Origin of the sequence: Streptomyces pseudogriseolus, assembly GCA_002154585.1 — a bacterium.
Classification (GTDB): Bacteria; Actinomycetota; Actinomycetes; order Streptomycetales; family Streptomycetaceae; genus Streptomyces; species Streptomyces pseudogriseolus.
Window position 1 is genome coordinate 1 of the sequence record MUNG01000078.1, and the last position, 15,961, is coordinate 15,961.

At 73.6% G+C, this 15,961-nt stretch carries 16 protein-coding genes; 7 read left to right on the forward strand and 9 right to left on the reverse strand.

Features of this window, described 5'->3' with window-relative positions; all coding sequences use genetic code 11:
• Positions 1 to 1,224, forward strand: a 1,224-nt coding sequence (locus tag CCN29_RS08530) for a streptophobe family protein (RefSeq protein ID WP_442538276.1), incomplete at its 5' end; no start/stop codon positions are given.
• Positions 1,225 to 1,255: 31 nt separating this feature from the next.
• On the opposite strand, the gene CCN29_RS08535 is transcribed toward CCN29_RS08530, so the two are convergent.
• Positions 1,256 to 1,666 (reverse strand): hypothetical protein, encoded by a 411-nt coding sequence (locus CCN29_RS08535; protein WP_006133772.1) that lies wholly within the window; start codon positions 1,664 to 1,666, stop codon positions 1,256 to 1,258.
• Positions 1,667 to 2,006: 340 nt separating this feature from the next.
• Positions 2,007 to 2,999 (reverse strand): L-glyceraldehyde 3-phosphate reductase, encoded by a 993-nt coding sequence (mgrA, locus tag CCN29_RS08540; protein WP_006133773.1) that lies wholly within the window; start codon positions 2,997 to 2,999, stop codon positions 2,007 to 2,009.
• 139 nt (positions 3,000 to 3,138) lie between these two features.
• Here mgrA and CCN29_RS08545 point away from each other — a divergent pair, with 139 nt between their 5' ends.
• Positions 3,139 to 4,023, forward strand: coding sequence for a LysR family transcriptional regulator (locus CCN29_RS08545; RefSeq protein WP_031016750.1), 885 nt, complete (start codon positions 3,139 to 3,141; stop codon positions 4,021 to 4,023).
• Positions 4,024 to 4,050: 27 nt separating this feature from the next.
• A complete protein-coding gene (locus CCN29_RS08550) occupies positions 4,051 to 4,566 on the forward strand; it encodes a mycothiol transferase (protein WP_006133776.1) in 516 nt (171 codons plus the stop codon).
• Here the strand turns inward: CCN29_RS08550 and CCN29_RS08555 are convergent.
• The 4 genes from CCN29_RS08555 to CCN29_RS08570 all read right to left on the reverse strand — a co-directional run bounded on the left by CCN29_RS08555 (position 4,548) and on the right by CCN29_RS08570 (position 8,620).
• Positions 4,548 to 5,627, reverse strand: a complete 1,080-nt coding sequence (locus tag CCN29_RS08555) for an adenosine deaminase (protein WP_086680818.1) — start codon at positions 5,625 to 5,627, stop codon at positions 4,548 to 4,550. The genes CCN29_RS08550 and CCN29_RS08555 overlap by 19 nt on opposite strands.
• A gap of 88 nt (positions 5,628 to 5,715) precedes the next feature.
• Positions 5,716 to 6,108, reverse strand: coding sequence for a VOC family protein (locus tag CCN29_RS08560; protein WP_006133778.1), 393 nt, complete (start codon positions 6,106 to 6,108; stop codon positions 5,716 to 5,718).
• A 121-nt stretch (positions 6,109 to 6,229) separates the two neighbouring features.
• Positions 6,230 to 7,618, reverse strand: coding sequence for a phosphoinositide-specific phospholipase C-related protein (locus CCN29_RS08565; RefSeq protein WP_006133780.1), 1,389 nt, complete (start codon positions 7,616 to 7,618; stop codon positions 6,230 to 6,232).
• A gap of 96 nt (positions 7,619 to 7,714) precedes the next feature.
• Positions 7,715 to 8,620 (reverse strand): glycoside hydrolase family 19 protein, encoded by a 906-nt coding sequence (locus CCN29_RS08570; protein WP_006133782.1) that lies wholly within the window; start codon positions 8,618 to 8,620, stop codon positions 7,715 to 7,717.
• 363 nt (positions 8,621 to 8,983) lie between these two features.
• On the opposite strand from CCN29_RS08570, the gene CCN29_RS08575 reads away from it, so the two are divergent.
• Positions 8,984 to 9,427 (forward strand): SPW repeat protein, encoded by a 444-nt coding sequence (locus CCN29_RS08575; protein ID WP_006133784.1) that lies wholly within the window; start codon positions 8,984 to 8,986, stop codon positions 9,425 to 9,427.
• 144 nt (positions 9,428 to 9,571) lie between these two features.
• Here CCN29_RS08575 and CCN29_RS08580 read toward each other — a convergent pair whose 3' ends face one another.
• Entirely contained in the window at positions 9,572 to 10,378 is an 807-nt protein-coding gene (locus CCN29_RS08580) for a GNAT family N-acetyltransferase (protein WP_086680821.1), read from the reverse strand.
• A gap of 97 nt (positions 10,379 to 10,475) precedes the next feature.
• On the opposite strand from CCN29_RS08580, the gene CCN29_RS08585 reads away from it, so the two are divergent.
• Complete coding sequence (locus CCN29_RS08585; RefSeq protein WP_086680823.1) at positions 10,476 to 10,961, forward strand: nucleoside deaminase; 486 nt, start codon at positions 10,476 to 10,478, stop codon at positions 10,959 to 10,961.
• Positions 10,962 to 11,328: 367 nt separating this feature from the next.
• Here CCN29_RS08585 and CCN29_RS08590 read toward each other — a convergent pair whose 3' ends face one another.
• A complete protein-coding gene (locus CCN29_RS08590; protein ID WP_031016741.1) occupies positions 11,329 to 12,015 on the reverse strand; it encodes a chaplin in 687 nt (228 codons plus the stop codon).
• Positions 12,016 to 12,300: 285 nt separating this feature from the next.
• Between CCN29_RS08590 and CCN29_RS08595 the strand changes: the two genes are divergently transcribed.
• Positions 12,301 to 13,944 carry an alpha/beta hydrolase gene (locus tag CCN29_RS08595; protein ID WP_086680825.1) on the forward strand — a complete coding sequence of 548 codons (1,644 nt, stop codon included), beginning with the start codon at positions 12,301 to 12,303 and terminating at the stop codon, positions 13,942 to 13,944.
• A gap of 29 nt (positions 13,945 to 13,973) precedes the next feature.
• Here the strand turns inward: CCN29_RS08595 and CCN29_RS08600 are convergent, their stop codons facing one another.
• Positions 13,974 to 14,375: a hypothetical protein gene (locus CCN29_RS08600; RefSeq protein ID WP_006133790.1), complete on the reverse strand. Its 402-nt coding sequence runs from the start codon at positions 14,373 to 14,375 to the stop codon at positions 13,974 to 13,976.
• 111 nt (positions 14,376 to 14,486) lie between these two features.
• Between CCN29_RS08600 and CCN29_RS08605 the strand changes: the two genes are divergently transcribed.
• Entirely contained in the window at positions 14,487 to 15,581 is a 1,095-nt protein-coding gene (locus CCN29_RS08605) for a baeRF3 domain-containing protein (RefSeq protein ID WP_086680826.1), read from the forward strand.
• Positions 15,582 to 15,961 lie beyond the last annotated feature (380 nt).

The window sequence follows — 15,961 nt, forward strand, 5'->3', positions numbered from 1 at the left end:
CTCCACAACTGGCTCGCGGCCCTGGCCGCGGTGATCGCCTCCCTGGCCGCGATGGCCGTCATGGCGACCCTCGGCCTCTGGGCGGCCGGCGCCGCGGACCTCCCGGACGGCGCGTTCGCCCCGGTCCTCGCCGCCGTCCTCGTCCTCGCCGTCGGCGGCACCGTACGCCTCTCCGGGGACGCCGGCGGTCTGGCCGGAACGGAGGGCGGCCTGACGGTGATCCCGCTGTCGGTCACCCTGACCGGCGCCCTGCTGCTCGGCTGGTGCTTCCTGCGCCCCCTGCACCGCCGCACGGTGGCCGGCGCACCCGGGCTGGCAGCCTGGGCGGCGCAGATCGCCGTGGTGTGGATCCTCGCCGTGCTCGGTCTGGCGCTGGCCGCGCGCCGCACGTTCGAGGTGTCCCTCGGGGAGGATCTGCTCGGCGACCTGGGCGAGCTGTTCGGGGTGACTCCGACGGTCGGCTTCGCCGCGGACGTGCTGCCGACCGTGCTGATCGGCCTGGTGTGGCTGGCGGGCGTCCTGCTGGTGGCGCTGCTCGTGTCGCACGGCGCGCCGCTGCCGCCGGAGCTGATGCGGTTCCAGGCGGGTGCGCGGCCCGCGGCGCGCGCGACGCTGGGACTGCTGCTCGTCGCCGTGGCGGTGGCGCTCGGCGTCGCGCTGGCGGTGGCCGCCACCCGGGGACACGCGGCCGAGACGTTCGCGGTGATCCTGCTGGGGCTGCCCAACGTGGCGTGGCTCGCGCTGACGGTCGGGCTGGGGGCGACCTGGGAGGGCAGGGTGGAGGGCCCGTTCGGGCTGCCCATGCCGCGGGTGCTGGACGAGGTGCTGCGCACCCCGGACGTCTCCGAGCTGAACCTGGGCTCTCTCGCCGAGCACGACGGCGCCCGCTGGTGGTGGCTGCTGGTGATCGCCGCCGTCCTGGTCCTGGCCACGGCCTGCTCCATGGCGGCCACCTCCCCCGCGCGCGTGCCGCCGTGGCAGCACGCGCTGCGGCTGGCGGTGGCGCTGGCCCTGGCGGTGCTGACGGTCGGACCGACGGCCCGCGTCTCCGCGCGGATCGGCCTGTCGGTGCTCGGCATCGGCGACCTGGGCGAGGGACTGACCGGGCAGGTGCTGCTGGAGCCACGGCTGTGGGGCGCGCTGGGGCTGGCCCTGCTGTGGGGCCTGGCGGCGGGCTTCGCGGGCGCGTGGGCGGTACGGGTCCTGCGACGGCGGAGGCAGTGAGACGCCGGGGCGTTGAAACGCCGGGGCGGTCTCAGGCGACCGGGACCCCGAGCACACGCGCCGCCCGCTGCATCCGCAGCGCGTCGACGGACTCGGCGAGCAGTTCGTACTCCGTGGTGTCGTCGCCGGTGGCGACCCGCACCATCCGTCCGGCGGCGAGCGCCTCGGCGACTTCCTCCTGCCGCTCGAGGTCACCGCACCAGGTGCGCAGCACGGTGGGCACGTCGGGGACGCCCTCGGGGACGGGGACGAGCGCGCCCGGGGGTAAGTGCTCGGCGTCGGGCTGCGGGTCGAGGCGCTCGGCGATCCACAGGGCGCGGTCGCGCAGCCACCAGAGGGCGAGCGCGAGGGTCGGGGCCCGGTAGGTGCCCAGGGGCACCCCGATGCGCCGGCCGTCGCAGACCCCGTACGCCGTGACGTGGCACAGGAATTCGTCGTGCACGTTCCCTCCCCCGCTGCGTGCTCGCCCGCCGGTTCCGGGCCGGCTGCCCGCTCCGTGGCTCGCGTGCTGTGCGTGAGGGCGCCGTCGCTCGGTGTGAAGCGCTCTCGTGTCGAGTATGTTCACCGCTGAAACACTGTCACCATGTGTTTCCGGCCAGTCTCCTGGCATATGCGGAGCCCGTCCTGGCCGAAACGACGCGGGTGTGCGCGTCGTACGAGGTGACCGGCGTGCGGCCGTGCCCGAAAACCGTGCCCGGAGAGGGAGGGCGCACCCGCCGACGCCGGTACGGACGCGACCGGCCGCCGCCCCGGGAGGGGACGGCGGCCGGTGACGGGTGAGGCTACTGCTGGACGATCGCGTCGATCCGCGCCAGCTCCTCGTCGGAGAAGTCGAGGTCGCGGGTGGCGGCGACGCTGTCCTCCAGCTGCTGCGGGCTGCTCGCGCCGACCAGGGCGGAGGTGAGACGGCCGCCGCGCAGCACCCACGACAGGGCCATCTGCGCGAGGCTCTGGCCGCGGGCGGAGGCGATGTCGGCGAGCGCGCGCAGCCGGCCCACCAGCTCCTCGGTGAGGGCGTCGGTGTTCAGGAAGGGGCTGTCGCTCGCGGCGCGGGAGTCCTCGGGGATGCCGTCCAGGTAGCGGGAGGTCAGCAGGCCCTGCTCCAGCGGGGAGTAGGCGATGGAGCCGACCTGGAGCTCGTCGAGGGCGTCCATCAGGCCCTCGTCCTCGGGGCGCCGGTCGAGCATCGAGTAGCGCGGCTGGTTGATCAGCAGCGGGGTGCCCAGCTCGCCGAGGATGCGGGCGGCCTCCCGGGTCTGCTCGGCGTCGTAGTTGGAGACGCCGACGTAGAGCGCCTTGCCCTGCTGCACCGCCGTGTGCAGGGCGCCCATCGTCTCCTCGAGCGGGGTGTCCGGGTCGAAGCGGTGCGAGTAGAAGATGTCGACGTGGTCCAGGCCCATGCGGCTCAGGCTCTGGTCCAGCGAGGACAGCAGGTACTTGCGCGAACCCCATTCGCCGTACGGGCCCGGCCACATCAGGTAGCCGGCCTTGGTGGAGATCACCAGCTCGTCCCGGTACCGCGCGAAGTCGGCCTTGAGCGCCTCGCCGAGGGCGGTCTCGGCGGCGCCAGGCGGCGGGCCGTAGTTGTTGGCGAGGTCGAAGTGGGTGACGCCCAGGTCGAAGGCGCGGCGCAGGATGGCCCGCTGGGTCTCGGCCGGGCGGTCGGGACCGAAGTTGTGCCACAGGCCGAGCGAGAGCGCGGGGAGCTTCAGGCCGCTGCGTCCGGTGCGCCGGTAGGGCATGTCCGCGTAACGGTCGGGGTGTGCGGTGTACAACGCGACTCCAGAGGGGTTGGCACACGTCTTGACGTTGGTCGTGGCGGCTCGTCGGAGCGCCGGGTCCACTCTGTCGTGACCTGCGGGGAGTGGTCCAACAGAAGAATCCGATGGAATTCAGCGGCTACGCTTCTCAATCATGGAACTGCGCCATCTCCAGCATTTCGTGGCCGTCGCCGAGGACCAGCACTTCACCCGTGCGGCGGAGCGGCTGATGGTTTCCCAGTCGGGTCTGTCGGCGTCCATCCGGGCGCTGGAGCGCGAGCTGCAGACGCCGCTGTTCGTGCGGACCACCCGCAGGGTGACTCTCACCGAGGCCGGGCGGGCGCTGCTCGCGGAGGCCGAACGCATCCTGGCACAGGTGCGGGCCGCGCACGAGGCGGTGGCCGCGGTGCAGGGGGTGCTGCGCGGCACCCTCGCGGTGGGGACGGAGCAGTGCATCGCCGGGGTGAACGTGGCGGAGCTGCTCGCCGCGTTCCGGCGGCGCCACCCGGACGTGGAGATACGGCTGCGGCAGTGGGGCTCGGCCGCGCTCGCCGAGGAGGTCGCGGCCGGACGGCTCGACCTCGCCTTCGCCTACCGCACCGACGCCGACCCGGACCAGCTGCGTACCGTGCCGCTGACCGGCGAGCCGATGACGGTGCTGTGCCACCCCGACCACCGGCTCGCCCGCGCCGGAGCGCCCGTCACCCCGCGGGACCTGGCCGACGAGGTGTTCGTCGACTTCCACCCGGACTGGGGGCCGCGCCGGGCCACCGACGCGGCGTTCGCGCTCGCGGGCGTACGGCGCACGGTGGCGCTGGAGGTGAACGACGTGCACAGCCTGCTCGACCTGGTCGACGAGAACCTGGGCGTCGCGGTGGTGCCGCGGCACTTCCGCCACAAGCGGCCCTCGCTCACCGACCTGCCGCTGAAGGACACCGGCGAGGCGGCGTACGAGACGGTGGCGCTGGTGCCGTCGCCGCGCGCCACGAGTCCGGCGGCGCGGGCGCTGATGGAGCTGCTGGACACCGGGGGCGCGTGACGCCGGAAGGTGAGCGAGTCTGGAGGCATGCATGCCAAGGACATCCTCATCGACGGCTACGGCCGCGTCCGCGAAGAGGTCCACGCCGCCGTCGGGGGCCTCGGCCCCGACGAGCTCGCCGCGCGGCCCACGCCGGAGGCCAACAGCATCGCGTGGCTGGTGTGGCACCTCACCCGGATCCAGGACGACCATGTCGCCGACGCCTTCGGCCTGGAGCAGGTGTGGCGGGCCGAGGGCTGGGACAAGCGGTTCGATCTCGGCCTGCCGCGCGGCTCGACCGGGTTCGGGCACTCCCCGGCGCAGGTCGCCAAGGTGCGCGTCGGCTCCCCCGACCTGCTGATTGGCTATCACGACGCCGTGCACGCGCAGACCCTGGACGCGCTGAAGTCGCTCACCGCGAAGGACCTGGAACGCGTCGTCGACGAGAACTGGGACCCGCCGGTCACCCTCGGCGTACGGCTGGTCAGCGTCCTGTCCGACGACCTCCAGCACGTCGGACAGGCCGCCTACGCCCGCGGGCTGCTTCAGAGCGCGGCGTCGTAACCCGGCAGGACGACGTCCCGGATCAGCGCGACGCGCTCGTCGTACGGCAGGAACGCGCTCTTCACGGCGTTCAGGGTGACCGTGCGCAGGTCCTCGGCGCTCCAGCCGGCCTGCTCCACCAGCAGGGTCATCTCGCGGGTCATGGTGGTGCCGGAGACCAGACGGTTGTCGGTGTTGACGGTGACGCGGAAGCCGAGGTCCTTCAGCGGGGTGATCGGGTGCTCGGCGATCGAGGTCGCGGCGCCGGTCTGGAGGTTGGAGGTGGGGCACATCTCCAGGGCGATGCGGCGGTCGCGGATCCAGGAGGCGAGCCGGCCGAGCTTGCCGCCCTCGAGGTCCGGGATGCCCTCGGTGAGGCGCACGCCGTGTCCGACGCGCTGGGCGCCGCACACCTGGACGGCCTGGTGGATGCTGGGCAGTCCGTGGGCCTCGCCGGCGTGGACGGTGAACGGCACGCTCTCGCGGCGCAGATACTCGAAGGCGGCGAGGTGGTCGGCGGCCGGGAAGCCGTCCTCGGCGCCGGCGATGTCGAAGCCGACGACGCCGGCGTCCCGGAAGGCGACGGCCAGGTCCGCGGCCTCGCGGACCCGGTCGAACATCCGCATGCCGCACAGCAGCGTGCCGACCCGGACTGGCGTGCCGGCGGCGGCCGCCTTGGCCATGCCGGCGGCGAGGCCCTCCTGGACGGTCTCGACGACCTCGCGCATGGTCAGCCCGCCGCGGGTGTTCAGCTCGGGGGCGTAGCGGACCTCGCCGTAGACGACGCCGTCGGCGGCGAGGTCCAGGACGTACTCCTCGGCGGTGCGCAGCAGGCCCTCGCGGGTCTGCATCACGGCGAGGGTGTGCTCGAAGGTGGCGATGTAGCGGACCAGGTCGCCGGAGTTCGCGGCCTCCACGTACCAGGCGGCGAGCTCGTCCGGGTCGGTGGTGGGCAGCGTGTGCCCGACGGACTCGGCCAGCTCCACGACCGTGGCGGGCCGCAGGCCGCCGTCGAGGTGGTCGTGCAGGACCGCCTTGGGGAGGCGGCGGATCGTGTCGGCGTCTATGCGCGTAGATGACATGGCGGGCGGTTCCTCGGCGTGTGGTTCGGTGTGGTGAATCGCAGTAAATCGCAGTGAAGCGCGGCGGATCGGGGTGGATCGCGGTGGTTCAGGCGGCGGGCTGGAGCAGGTCCCAGCGGTTGCCGTAGAGGTCCTGGAAGACGGCCACCGAGCCGTACGGCTCGTGGCGCGGCTCCTCCAGGAAGGTCACCCCGGCGGCGGTCATGCGGGCCTGGTCGCGGGCGAAGTCGTCGGTGTGCAGGAAGAAGCCCACGCGTCCGCCGGTCTGGTCGCCCACCCGGGCCCGCTGCTCCTCGTTCGCGGCGCGGGCCAGCAGCAGGGCGGCGCCGGCGTTCCCGGCGCCGGGCTCGACGACGACCCAGCGGCCGCCGTCCGGCCGGGGAGCGTCCTCGATGAGCCGGAAGCCGAGGGCCTCGGTGTAGAAGCGGATCGCCTCGTCGTAGTCGTGGACGACGAGGGTGACCAGGGCAATGCGTCTCATCGTCACCTTCTCGCAGGGGTTGACCGGAGAGGTTATACGTAAAACTGCCGGGAACGCCAGTCCCGCCCCGGTGGCCGTTCCGGGGCGGCCTTGACCTGCCGACGGACAGGCGCTGCGGGTGCTACGGGTAGGTATAGGTGTTCAGCGCGTCGACGGCGGCCGTGGGGCTGCCCAGGTCGTAGCGGTCGACGGCGAGATAGGTGGGCTTCTTGCGGGCGGCCGGCTGGCAGAAACGGCGGGCGCGGTCGGCGAGCTTGGCGTTGTCGGTGGCGGCGGTGGAGGCGACGGCGGCGTCACGGAAGTGGTTCATGACGAAGAGGGGGCGGAAGCCGGGTTCGGTGCGGGTCAGCGGGATCGTGGTGTTCGCGTCGTACCAGCGGCTGTAGCAGGACCAGTCGGAGGAGCCGATGCCCGGCCCCATGGACCAGTGGTTCTCGACGGTCCACTCCCGCTGGTACATCACGCCGAAGGCGTCCCGCGTCAGACCGGCGGAGCGGTCCGCGTCCCGGCTGTGGTCGGTGAAGATCAGCAACCGGTGTCCGTCGGCGGCCAGTTCGCCCATCGTGGGCCAGCCGTTCTCCCGCACCCCGGTGCGGTCCGGGCGGTACAGCACGTCCGACAGCCCTTGCACGCGGTCGAGTTCGGCGCGCAGCACGCCCGGGTCGACGTAGTCCTCCAGGAAGACGGTGACGAACTCGTCGGGGTGGGCGCGCAGGAAGTCGACGATGCGCTGGAGGTCGACCCACAGGGCGACGGGTCTGCGCACCAGGGTGCAGCTGTTGTGGCAGAGGATGGCGCCGTCCGGCGTCTGGTGGATGTCCAGCATGAAGCCGCGTACGCCGTCGGCGAGTTGCTGCTGGATGCCCCGGTTCTGGTTGGGGAAGAGGTCGACGAAGGGCGGGGCGAAGCCGCCGTCGACGCCGTTCGCGTAGGCGTTGTGGGCGGTGAGGAACGTGACCTGGTCGAGGGTGCGCCGCTCCCGCGGCGGCATCGGGCCGCCGGGCGCGTCGGCCGGGGTGAGGTACCAGGCGGCGAGGTCGCCCACGCCGCTCGCGACGGTCAGCGGGGCGGGGTGGACGGCGCCGGCGGGCTTGGGCGCGACGGCGAGGCGCCGGTCGGTGCCGGGGGCGGCGAGCGCGTACCGGTCGGCGCCGAGCGGGGTGATCCGCCAGCGCGCCTCGGCGGCCGCGCAGGAGACGGTACGGGCCTGGTCGCCCGCCCGTCCGAGGCAGACGCCGGGGCTGTCGGCGCTCTCCAGCAGGTGTCCGTCACCGTCGGGGCGCAGGGTCCACTGCTGGCGGTCCTCGTTGCCGCGCGGGCGGTGCTGTTCGACCGTGCCGGAGACGTCGGCGGCGTTGAGGCCGGTGACGGCGGACTGGACGTAGTACGTGCCGGACGGCGGCACGGCATCGGCGCCCGCGGCGGGCGCGGGTGTCACGGTCGCCGCGGCGAGCGCGGCGGCCGTGACGGCGGTGACGGCGGCGGCGAGCAGGGCGCGGGGGGTGCGCATGCGGTTCCCTTCGTCCGTGCGGGCGGGCCGTGCCCACGAGGACGCGGCCCGCCCGGAGTTAGGTCAGGTGCATGACACCATGCGGAGCCGTTCGCGTCAGCAGTACAGGTTGCCGCCGGGGGTGGTCCCCAGAATCTGGGTGAACTGCTGGTACTTCGTCACCCGGCTCTGGACCTGCGCCGGGTTCCTGCCGTCGCACTCCAGGGAGCCGTTGATGCTGCGGATCGTCTGGCCGAAGCCGGCCCCGTTCACCATGGCGGCGTGCGGGGTCATGCTGCCCGGGCCGGACTGGGTGTTCCAGTACCAGAGGGCGGTCTTCCAGGCCACGGCCGCGTCGTTCTGCACCAGCCAGGGGTTGCCCAGCAGGTCGATGCCCAACGCGTCACCGGCGGCCTTGTAGTTGAAGTTCCAGCTCAGCTGGATGGGGCCGCGCCCGTAGTAGGCGGCCTGGCCGGCCGGGCAGCCGTACGGCTGGCTCCAGTCGCAGTAGTGCGGGTAGTTGGCCTGGTTCTGCTCCACCACGTGCACCAGACCGCCGGTCTCGTGGCTGACGTTGGCGAGGAAGGCGGCGGCCTCCTGCTTCTTCACCGTGTCACTGCCGGTGTTGGCGAAGCCGGGGTAGGCACTGAGCGCGGCGGTGAGGCCGCTGTACGTGTAGAACGGGTTCCGGTTCGGGAACATCTGGTTGAACTGCGCCTCGGTCACGACGAAGTTCCCGACGGGCGTCCCGGGCCCGTTGTCACAGGCGTAGGGCTCCCAGTACCAGGTGCTGATGATCGGGTCGTAGCCCGGGTTGGCGTGCTCGGCGATGTAGGTCTTGCCGTCGGTGTAGCGGACGACGGCACCCGCCTCGTACCACTGTCCGGCCACCCAGGCGGGGTAGCTGGAACACGCGGCCGCAGTGGCGGCCGAGGCGGTCGTGGCCGCGGCGGGCAGCAGCAGCGGGGCGCTGCCGGCGAGCACGAGGGCGGCGGTCACGGCGGCGATACGGCGTCTCGACAAGGGATCAACTCCTTCACGGAACACGGCCGCTCCCGCGACGAGGACATGCCGGGGCGAGGCCTCGCCCGCACGCGCCGGCGGGGCCGGTCACGGCGTGGGCGCGGCCGTGGTGGGGGGTGTGGAGCACACTCAAGCGCTTTGGTCTGTACCAGTCAAGGGTTTAGACCAGTCACGATGGCGCATACGCGTCGACCCGGCGGCGGCACCGGCGGCCCACCCCGGCGCGCGCCGCCGCACGGGCGGTCCGGGAGGCCGCCGCCCGACTACACATAAAGGGGGAATAAGCGCACAATGGTACGTACGCGGCGCTTACCGCACACCGCACCCAGACGCGGTCAGGCCTGCTAGTCAAAGGAGACGACCATGGCCAACGTCTCACACCAGCGTGGAGATCTCGCCGGCCATCCCGATGCACCGGAGATGCGGGCACGCTACGAGCGCGTCCTCGGCAGCCGTGACGTGGCTTTCGTGGACGGGCCGGTGTTCCTGCTCGGTCTCTACTGCGCGGTGTCACCGTGGATCCTTCACTACACGACGAGCCAGCCGCCGCTCGTGACGCACAACCTGATCATCGGCATCGCGATCGGTCTGCTCGCCCTCGGGTTCACGGCGGCCCCCTCGCGCATGTACGGCCTCAGCGGAGCCATGTGCGCGCTGGGCATCTGGATGATCATCTCTCCATGGGTCGTCGGCACCGATCCTGACGCCGGCGTGATCTGGAACAACGTCGTCATCGGCGCACTCGCCGTGATCCTGGGCACCGCCTGCGCCGCCACGGCGGCCAGGGCGGCATCCAAATCGTCATAGGGGGCCCGAGGACTCACGAGGACTCCCTCCCTCTCCCCCTCCGGCCGGTCCGCAGCACCTCGCGGGCCGGTCCTTTCGTGGACGTGCGCCGTCCCGCGTGCGCCGTCCCGCGTGTGCCGTCCCGCGTGCGCCGCTCCCTCGCGCCTACCGGGCCCGGGCCGGCTCGTACACGTACGGCGTCGTCACCGTCAGTTCCGTGAAGCCCAGGCGTCGCAGGATCGGGCGGCTCCGGGGCGACGCGTCCACGTGCAGGTGGCGGTAGCCGCGGGCGGCGGCGATGCGGGCCCGGTGGGCGATCAGCGACCGGTAGACGCCGTGGCCCCGCCACTCCGGTACCGTGCCGCCGCCCCAGAGACCGGCGAAACTCGTCCCCGGGGTCAGTTCCATGCGGGCCGCGCTCACCGGGACGTCGCCGGCGAGCGCGACGACGGCCACGACCGTGTCCGGGGTGGCTGTCAGGGCGTCGAGCAGGAGGCGGCGGAGGCCGGACGCGTCGTCGCCGAAGGCGCGTTCGTGCACCTCGGCGACCTGGTCGGCACCGGCCGGGTCGGTGACCGGGACGAGGCGTACGCCGTCCGGGACAGCCGCGGTCAGGGCCGCCTCGTCGATCTCCGTCACCATCAGCGTCTCGTCCGGCCCGGGCGTGAAGCCGGCCGCCACGAGACGCCTGCCCAGGTCCGCCGGGGCGTCGTGGGCGTACAGCTTCCACTCGAAGGACAGGCCCCGGGAGGTGTAGTGCGCGATCTGGTCGGCGATCGCCGTGTCCGCCTCGTCGGCCGAGGTGAAGCCGGACCAGACGACTCCGTTCCAGCCGTGCGCGGGGGCGGTGCGGCGCACCACCCTGCCCACGCGTTCGACGACGTCGTCGGGGCCCTCGGGGCGGGCGCCCCGCCGCACCTCACGGTCGTAGAGGGCGAGCAGGGCGGCGGCCGGTGCGGTGGTGGGTGGCATGCCGGGAGTGCATCACCCGGCGGTCGCGGCGGCAACGGATTAAGGTGGCCGCCGATCATGCCGCCGGAAAGACGGCCGGAGGGACGGGACGAGGGTCATGGCTGTACGGGACGACGAACTGCCGTACCTGCGGCGCTGCGTGGAGCTCGCCGCCGAGGCGCTGGACGCGGGCGACGAGCCGTTCGGCTCCGTGCTGGTGTCCGGGGACGGCACCGTGCTCGCCGAGGACCACAACCGGGTGGCGTCCGGCGACCGCACCCGGCACCCCGAGTTCGAGCTGGCCCGCTGGGCGGCGGCGCATCTGACGCCCGGGGAGCGGGCCGCGGCCACCGTCTACACCTCGGGCGAGCACTGCCCGATGTGCGCCGCCGCCCACGCCTGGGTGGGCCTCGGACGCATCGTGTACGTCGCCTCGTCGGAGCAGCTGACGTCCTGGCTGGCGGAACTGGGCGTGCCCGCGCCGCCCGTGCGGCCCCTGCCGGTGTCCGCCATCGCCCCGGGAGTCACCGTGGACGGGCCGGTGCCCGAACTGACCGAAGCAATCGCGGCGTTGCACCGGCGGTTCCATCGGGGTCGCGACTGACGCGGCCCGCCCGGCCGCCCCGCCCGGGTCCGACCCACAGGGCGGACCCGTGGGGGGCGCGACCAGCGGGAGGCCCTTCGGCCGCGCGCCCTCAACCGGTGCATGTCCGCGTCCTGGCACGGCCGGCCGGCCGAGGCGGAACCCGGGCGGGCCCGGAGGCGGAGGAACCCGTCCCCACCCCGGACGAATGGCACACCCGGCCAGCCGCAGCAAAACCCGGACGGGCCCTGGGCGGAGGAACCCGTCCGGGCCGGGGCGTCCGTAGCCGGACGGGCCCCGCGGCGGAACCCGGACCGACCCGCGGGAGGCGAAGGAGCGGTTCCGCCGGGGCGCGGGGCCGTCGGGCGCCCGTGCGGGCGCGGCGTGGTCAGACGCCCGCGCGGAGCCGGGCGCGGCGGTACAGGGCGACTCCGCCGAGGAACAGCGCGGCGCCGGTGGCGAGCACCGGGGCCGTGTGGTCGGCGCCGGTCTCGGCGAGCGCGACCTGCTCGGCGGGGGCCGCGTCGTGCGGTGCCGGGGCGGGCAGCGTGTGCGCCGGTACGGTGCGCTCGGGTGCCGGCTCGGGGCGCTCACCGGGGGTGTTGGCGGAGCTGTTGTCCGTCGCGGGGTTGCCGATGCCGACCACGTTCACGCTGTTCCCCGTCACGTTGACCGGGACGTGCACCGGCAGTTGCACGCCGTTGCCGGACAGCAGGCCCGGCGAGCCGTGCGCGTCGCCCTCGGCCGAGGCACCGGACGCGCCGGACGTCCCGGACGTGTCGGACGCGCCCTTCGAGGAGCCGGAGGCGCCGTGCGACGCGTCCTCGTGCCGTGCGTCCTCGTTGACGCAGGTGTTGCCCGCGGCGGGGTTGAGGAGGCCCACCACGTTCACCGTGTTCCCGCACACGTTGACCGGGACGTGCACCGGGAGCTGAACGCTGTTCCCGGACACCGCTCCGGGCGATCCGGCCGCGACGCCCTCCGCCCCGGAATCGGCGTACGCCGGCATCGCCACGGCCATCGCGCCGGACGCGGCGGCGACGGCGATCACACCGTTTCGGGTAACCCTTCGCATAGGTTCCCTGCCCTTCCAGACTTGGTCAGACTTGGTCGCGAGCGTTCGCCCGCCACCGGATAGAACGCGGACGCGGCATCCGGGTTATGGCTCCCCCGTATGCCGCAGCCGGTTCACCCCATAGGGGGCCCCAGGGCTCGAACGCCGGGCAAAGACCGTCGAACTCACGGTGCACGCACGCACGGACGCGGGTGCGTCGCCGGCGCCCCACGGCCGACGGGCGGGCTCGGCAGGGCCCGCTTATGGTGGGCGAGGGCGCCGGTCGGGGCGCCTTGGGAGGCTTCGATGCTGGGCGAGCTGTCCGAGCGACTCCGGGGCGGTCACCAGGCCGACGGGCTGCCGCCCTCCTTCCGGCGCGGCGCGGCGGCCGGGGCCGTCGGACTGGTCCTGCTGGCGACGGGCCTGGCGGCCACCGGGAGTGACGAGCCCGACCTGGGCCGGTTCTACGACCAGAGGATCGAATGGGCCGCCTGCGAGGGCACCGAACTGCCGAAGGACCTCCAGTGCGGGACGGTCACCGTGCCGCTCGACTACGCCGACCCCGGCAAGGGCACCCTGGAGCTGGCGCTCGCCCGCTACCGCGCGTCCTCCGGCGACCCGCGCGGCTCGGTGGTGCTGAACTTCGGCGGTCCGGGCGGCTCCGGGGTGCAGGGCCTGGCCTTCGGCCGCGAGGACTTCCTCGGTCTGACCGACGACTACGACGTGGTGTCGTTCGACCCGCGCGGCGTCGGCCGTTCCTCCCCGGTGAGCTGCGGGGCCGACGCCACCAGCCGTGCGCTGGAGGCGACCGGCGGCGAGGGGACGGGCGATCCCCGGGACGCGCTGCGGCAGTTGCGCGAGGTGGCGGCCGAGTGCGAGAAGCACTCCGGGCCGGTCCTCGCCCACATGGGCACCGTGGACGTGGCCCGCGACCTGGACGTGATGCGCCAGGCGCTGGGCGACAAGAAGCTCAACTACCTGGGCTTCTCCTACGGAACCCGGCTCGGCGCGGTGTACGCGGCCCGGTACCCCGACAAGGTCGGCCGGATGGCGCTGGACGGCGTGGACACGCTGACCGAGCCGCTGGCCGAGCAGGGGCTGGCCGGCGCGCGGGGGCAGCAGAGGGCGCTGGACAACTTCCTCACCTGGTGCACGGAGGAGCTCGCCTGCCCGTTCGGGCAGGACGCGCGCACCGCCCGCGAGCAGGTCGTGGACCTGGTCCGCTCCCTCGACGACACCCCGGTGCCGACCGACTTCGGCTACGAGTTCACCGGCCAGGACCTGGCCGGCGCGATCGCGCAGGGCCTCTACACCAAGGAGATGTGGCCGGTGCTGCAACGGGCGCTCGCCCAGCTGACGGAGGAGGGCGACACGAGCGGCGTGGAGGCCCTCGCGTCCGGCGGGATGTCCCCCGCGCCCGCCCCGCCGCCCGCGGACGAGCGGCCCGCCGGGAAGCCGCGCGACGACGAGCCGCTCGCCGACGAGGAGGACGTGCCGCTGGACAACCTCCCGGCGGCGCTGATGGCGGTGAACTGCGCGGACGACCCCGACCGTCCGGACGAGGAGCGGCTCATCAGGGATCTGTCCCGCATGCGCGCCGCGTACGAGGAGGCCTCGCCGGTGTTCGGGCCGTACCGGCTGGCACAGGTGGTGCTGTGCCACGGCCGCCCGAAGGGGACCGACTACATCCGGGAGAAGGTCAAGGACCTCGACACCCCGAAGATGCTGCTGGTCGGCACCCGCGGCGACCCGGCCACCCCGTACCTGTGGACCGAGCAGACGGCGAAGCGGCTGGGCCCGTCGGCCGTGGTGCTGGACAACCGTGGCGAGGGCCACACGGGCTACGGTTCGTCGGACTGCGTCCACCGCACGATCGACGACTTCCTGCTCTACGGTTCCCTGCCGCCGAGCGGCAGTTCGTGCGGCGCGGAGGACGAGGACCGGATCTGACCCCACCCCCCTCCAGCCGTACGCCCCCGCTACCCGGAGGCCGCCTCCGGACCGCTCTCCTCCTCCGCGTCCCCGCCGGGCCGCAGCGCCCTGGCGGCCTCCCCCGCGTCCGGCACGGACACCGCGAGCCGCGCGAACGGCGCCGCGGGCCTGAGGTCCAGGACCAGCACCGGGACGCCCGCCCGTACGGCGACGAAGTCGCGGCCCCGCACGTGCTCCCGCTCCCCCACGCAGAACCGCCCCGGCCGGCAGCGCCCGACGACCGGTGTGCCGCGCATCGCGCGCCACCAGTCGGGCTCCACCCCGGTCGCCGCCACCCACGCCCGCGGTACCCGCACCACGCGGCGGCGGGCGAGCAGCGCCTCCCACCACGCCAGCCGGACGACGACGGTCCCCCCGTCCGCGTCCCGCTCCACGACCAAGCGCGCCATCGGCGGTCACCTCCCCCACCAGCGTGCACCCGCGGCCCGCCGGACCGTCGCCCGCCCGGCGGGCGCTTTGCCCCGAATGCCCTACCGCGGATTCCGCCCTATGGTGCTGTCATGGAGCACGATCTGAGTCCCTCCGCCCTTGCCGAACTCCGCCGGCCGCGCCCCTATCCGGCGGTGTCGGTGCTGACGCCGACCCACCGCCGCGACCCGCTGAGCACCGAGGACGCGGTGCGGCTGCGCACGATGGTGGCCGAGGCGAAGAAGAAGCTGGAGTCCGATCCCGCGGTCCCCCGGGAGCGCCGCGCCGACGTGGCCGCCCAGCTGGACCGGGCCCTGGCCGAGGTCGATCTCGCGCACGCCGAGGACGGTCTGGTCATCTTCGCCGCCCCGGGCGAGCACCAGGTGTGGTCGCTGGCGCGCAGCGTCCCGGAGCGTGTGGTGCTCTCGGACACCTTTCTGACCCGCAACCTGGTCTCCGCGCAGACGGCGGAGCGTCCGTTCTGGGTGCTGTCCGTCGCCGCCGACCGGGCCACGCTGTGGAGCGGCGGCCAGGACCGGGTGTCGGAGGAGCGGACCGGCGGCTTCCCGCTGGTCCGCGAGGAGCCCAACTTCGACCCGGAGCGGGAGATGCGGGTCGGCGACCAGCCCAGCAGCTACCGCGACGAGGACACCCGCCGCTTCCTGAAGGAGGCGGCCACGGCGCTGACGTCCCTGGTGCGCGCCCACCCGAGGCCGCTGTACGTCACCGGCGAGCCGGCGGCGCTGTCGCTGCTGTGCGAGTTCGGCGGCGCCTGCAAGGACGCCGTGCAGGTGCCGCACGGCGGACTGGCCCAGGGCACACCGGAGATGGTGTGGCAGGCGGTGCGGCCGGTGCTCGAGGAGCAGGACGGCAAGCGCGCCGAGGAGGTGGCGCGGGCGCTGGAGAACGCCCGCAGCCGCAAGGAGTTCGCGGCCGGCGTCGACGAGCTGTGGCAGAGCGCCCGCGAGGGGCGGATCCGGCTGCTCGCGGTCGAGGAGAACTACCGGATCACGGTGCGCGACGACGGCGAGCATCTGATCGTCGCCGAGGACGGCGACCTCGACACCCGCGAGGACATCGTCGACGAGATCGTCGAGCAGTGCCTGGAGACGGGCGCCGACGTGCGGTTCGTGCCGGACGGCGCGCTCGGGGACGCGCAGGGCATGGCGGCGGTGCTGCGCTACTGACGGGCGGGGGCGGAACGCGGACCGGACACCGCACACCGCCTTCGAACGGAAACCCGAGTTTCGAACAGGTGAGTGGACCGGCGAGAACCGGCTGACACCTCGTCAGTTCACTTGCGTACCATGGATGTTGGGGCGTCCGGCGGACACCAGGTGACTACCTCGCGGTAACTCCGTGAAGACGGTGGCATATGCCAATGGCACCACCTTATCGTGTGTTGCCGAATCCCTTACAGGGCGTGGCGGGCTGTGCCACAGTCGTAACGGTCCCTCCGCCCGCCCGAAGGCCGTACCGTCCCGCATCGGAGTGCGTCATGCCGTCCCCTCTCTCCGCGGACCGCCCCGCCGCCCGGCCGCCGGGAGGCGGGGCGGTCCGCGGAGAG

Coding starts and splice junctions, on each gene's coding strand:
- CCN29_RS08565 (WP_006133780.1), bottom strand. CDS start 7,618: ATGCGCACCCCCCGCGCCCTGCTCGCCGCCGCCGTCACCGCCGTCACG.
- CCN29_RS08560 (WP_006133778.1), bottom strand. CDS start 6,108: ATGAGACGCATTGCCCTGGTCACCCTCGTCGTCCACGACTACGACGAG.
- CCN29_RS08550 (WP_006133776.1), top strand. CDS start 4,051: ATGCATGCCAAGGACATCCTCATCGACGGCTACGGCCGCGTCCGCGAA.
- CCN29_RS08600 (WP_006133790.1), bottom strand. CDS start 14,375: ATGGCGCGCTTGGTCGTGGAGCGGGACGCGGACGGGGGGACCGTCGTC.
- CCN29_RS08555 (WP_086680818.1), bottom strand. CDS start 5,627: ATGTCATCTACGCGCATAGACGCCGACACGATCCGCCGCCTCCCCAAG.
- CCN29_RS08585 (WP_086680823.1), top strand. CDS start 10,476: ATGGCTGTACGGGACGACGAACTGCCGTACCTGCGGCGCTGCGTGGAG.
- CCN29_RS08545 (WP_031016750.1), top strand. CDS start 3,139: ATGGAACTGCGCCATCTCCAGCATTTCGTGGCCGTCGCCGAGGACCAG.
- CCN29_RS08575 (WP_006133784.1), top strand. CDS start 8,984: ATGGCCAACGTCTCACACCAGCGTGGAGATCTCGCCGGCCATCCCGAT.
- CCN29_RS08580 (WP_086680821.1), bottom strand. CDS start 10,378: ATGCCACCCACCACCGCACCGGCCGCCGCCCTGCTCGCCCTCTACGAC.
- CCN29_RS08595 (WP_086680825.1), top strand. CDS start 12,301: ATGCTGGGCGAGCTGTCCGAGCGACTCCGGGGCGGTCACCAGGCCGAC.
- CCN29_RS08605 (WP_086680826.1), top strand. CDS start 14,487: ATGGAGCACGATCTGAGTCCCTCCGCCCTTGCCGAACTCCGCCGGCCG.
- CCN29_RS08590 (WP_031016741.1), bottom strand. CDS start 12,015: ATGCGAAGGGTTACCCGAAACGGTGTGATCGCCGTCGCCGCCGCGTCC.